Here is a 2744-nt window from a genome sequence, read left to right on the forward strand (position 1 = left end):
CCCGGCGGGACCGCGCTGATATTGGGCATGGCGACCGCGAACGGCACCTCGGCGCGCGGCTGGTCGAAGTGGAAGACGATGGTCTTGTCATCCGGGGTGTCCAGCACCGACGAGGGCAGATGCTTGCCCTTGTAGGGGCCGTCCGGAAGCGCCTTGCGGTACTTCTGGCCCTCACCGGAGAGCCACTGCTGGAGATAGGTCGGCCCGTTCGTCTGATACGGCGCGTAGAGCCGCTCGACGGCCTGCCGGACGTCCTTGGAGGTGATGGGCGAGCCGTCCTCGTACTTCAGCCCGTCCTTGAGGGTGTACGTCCAGGTGCGGCCGCCGTCGGAGGACTTGCCGGTGTCGGTGGCGAGGTCGCCGACCAGTTTGGCCTTGCCCGTCTTGTCGTCGAACTGGTAGTTCGTCAGCGTCCGGTTGTAGAGGGTCTGCGCGATCAGCTCATCGCTGACGTAGATCTGCCCCGGGTCCAGATGGTCGAAGGTGTCCCGCTGGAGCACCGTGACGGTGCCGCCCTTCTTGGCGCCCGGCAGCTCCTTGGCCGGTCCGGTGGAGTCGACGGCGGTGCCGAGGGTGACGTCCTGGGACTCCATCTTGGGCTCGTTGGACTCCTTGGGGCCCGAGCCGCCGCCTCCGCTGCTGCACCCGGCGAGCGCCAGGGCGCCCGCGGCCAGCGCGACGGTGTAGGTACGGGCTCTGCGACTGTTCTTCTTCGGCGTCATCGTGGTCACTGCACCTGCCTCATCGGACGGAAGACTTGCCGTTCTCTGCCTTGGGCCCTCCGGCCCCCCGGTCACCGCGTGGTCTTCGGGTCCATCGCGTCCCGGACCGAGTCCCCGAGCAGGTTGAAGGCGACCACGAAGACCACCATGGCGATGCCGGGGAAGAACATGTAGGTGATGTCGCCCTCGTAGAAGTTGGCGCCCTTGGCGAACATCCGGCCCCAGTCGGGGGTCGGTTCCACCACGCCGACGCCGAGGAAGGACAGCGCCGCTTCCGTCGTCACGAAGTTCGGCAGCATCAGCGTGGACTGCACCAGGATGGGCGTGACGAGGTTGGGCAGCAGCTCCTTGCGGACGATCCGCCACGGCGAGGCGCCGGTCACCCGGGCCGCCTCGACGAACTCACGCTCCCTCAGGGACAGCACCTGGCCGCGCAGCAGCCGGGCCAACTGCATCCAGCCCAGCAGCCACAACACCATCACCAGGGCCGTCACCCGGAAATAAGTGGGCGTCTCCTTCTGCGGGCTGACGAACAGCGCGGTGACCACCGGCATGAAGGCGACGAAGAACAACTGCTGCGGAAAGGACAGCAGCAGATCGATGAGCCGGCCGAGGAAGTAGTCGGTGCGGCCGCCCAGATAGCCCGCCACCACGCCGATCACAATGCCGGTGACCGTGGACAGCACGGTCGCGGCCAGCCCGATCAGCAGCGAGGTGCGGATGCCGTAGACGAGCTGGGTCAGCACATCGCGGCCCAGCTTGGGCTCGATGCCGAACCAGAACTCGCCGTCGATGCCCCCGTTGGGCTTCATCGGATAGCCGGTGAGGGGGTCCAGCAGCTCGGGCCGGTCCAGGCCGTAGGTGGTGTACGGATCCTTGCCGTACAGCCAGGAGATCACCGGCGCCAGCACGGCGACGGCGAAGAAGAAGATCACCACGCATGCGGAGATGACACCCGTGCGGTCGCGCTTGAAGCGCCGCCACATGAGCTGGCGGGGCGCCAGACCGGCCGGCGCCTCGCCCTCCGTGCCCGGTGCGGCCTTCTCGACCACGCCGGACTGGGATGGACTCGTCATCGCGTTAGCGTCCCCCCGCACTGGTGTCACACCGTCAACTCGCGCTGTCTATGCGCGTCATGTCGCTGCCCGCTCGCCGGAGTGGTGCGTGCGTACCGGGTTGAGCGGACTTTCGCAATCGGGGAACGGCCCAGTCAAGGGGCCGGGGAGGGTGGATGTGCCGCGCATTCGAGTCTTGAGCGAACATTTGGCAGATCGAGGTCAGGGCGTGCTTGACAGGGACTCCTCATGGGGGACAAAGCATGTTCTATGGGCAGCAAGCGCGTTAACGCACCGGCAACTCATCCGTCGCAACACCGATATACGGACGCGTCAGGCTGAACTGCGTACGGCCGTGCGGGTGCCGTGGACCGGCCGGGGCGCGCCATATGGCCCCGGCCGGTCGCCCCCCTCCCGGCGGCCGCCGGACGGTCACGATCCGTATTTTTCTTCGGCCCGCGACGGTTGCCCGGGGTACGAGGCGGGGGAAACCTACGGCTATGGGGCAGGGACGGATACTCAATGGCGGAGGGCGCCTTTTCGGGGCGCTCGTCTGCGCGGTTCTCGGGCTGATCTCGTTGGCGTGGATCATCCACGACCTCGACAAGGCCGACGAGGCGAACCATCTGTGGTGGACCTGGGCGGGGCTGCCGTTCCGGGCCACCGGAGGGATCTTCGGTTCCTCCCTGCTCGACCTCGTGCTGCTGCTGGTCTACGCGGTCGTCGGGATCACCGCCCTGCGCTCACCGGCCGCCGGGGGCGCGCTCGGCACGGTCGCGGTGGTGACCGTCGCGGTGCGCCTGCCCAGCCTGTGGAATCTGAACTCCGACTGGCTTCAGGGCATCCCCGGCGATCTGAAGACGCGGGCCAACCTCAGCGCCTGGGCGCAGGTGGTGCTCGGCGGGCTGCTGCTGGCCGTGGTGGCCGCCGCCCGCCGCCCCGCCGACCTCGCCCCGCCCGGGCACCT

Annotated in this window: 2 protein-coding genes and 1 pseudogene; 1 reads left to right on the forward strand and 2 read right to left on the reverse strand. The window is 68.2% G+C overall.

What is annotated here, in order from left to right; translation table 11 throughout:
* Positions 1–722 (reverse strand): ABC transporter substrate-binding protein (locus KN815_RS25065; RefSeq protein ID WP_253209227.1); only part of this gene is annotated, 722 nt, incomplete at its 3' end.
* 71 nt (positions 723–793) lie between these two features.
* Positions 794–1798, reverse strand: coding sequence for an ABC transporter permease (locus KN815_RS25070; protein ID WP_216344182.1), 1005 nt, complete (start codon positions 1796–1798; stop codon positions 794–796).
* A 557-nt stretch (positions 1799–2355) separates the two neighbouring features.
* Here KN815_RS25070 and KN815_RS25075 point away from each other — a divergent pair.
* Positions 2356–2744: pseudogene (locus KN815_RS25075) on the forward strand (hypothetical protein); the annotation flags it as partial.

This window comes from Streptomyces niphimycinicus (genome assembly GCF_018883605.1).
Lineage (GTDB): Bacteria > Actinomycetota > Actinomycetes > Streptomycetales > Streptomycetaceae > Streptomyces > Streptomyces niphimycinicus.

Bases quoted from the DNA above. Each gene is read 5' to 3' on its own strand.
- KN815_RS25070 (WP_216344182.1), bottom strand. From the start codon at position 1,798: ATGACGAGTCCATCCCAGTCCGGCGTGGTCGAGAAGGCCGCACCGGGC.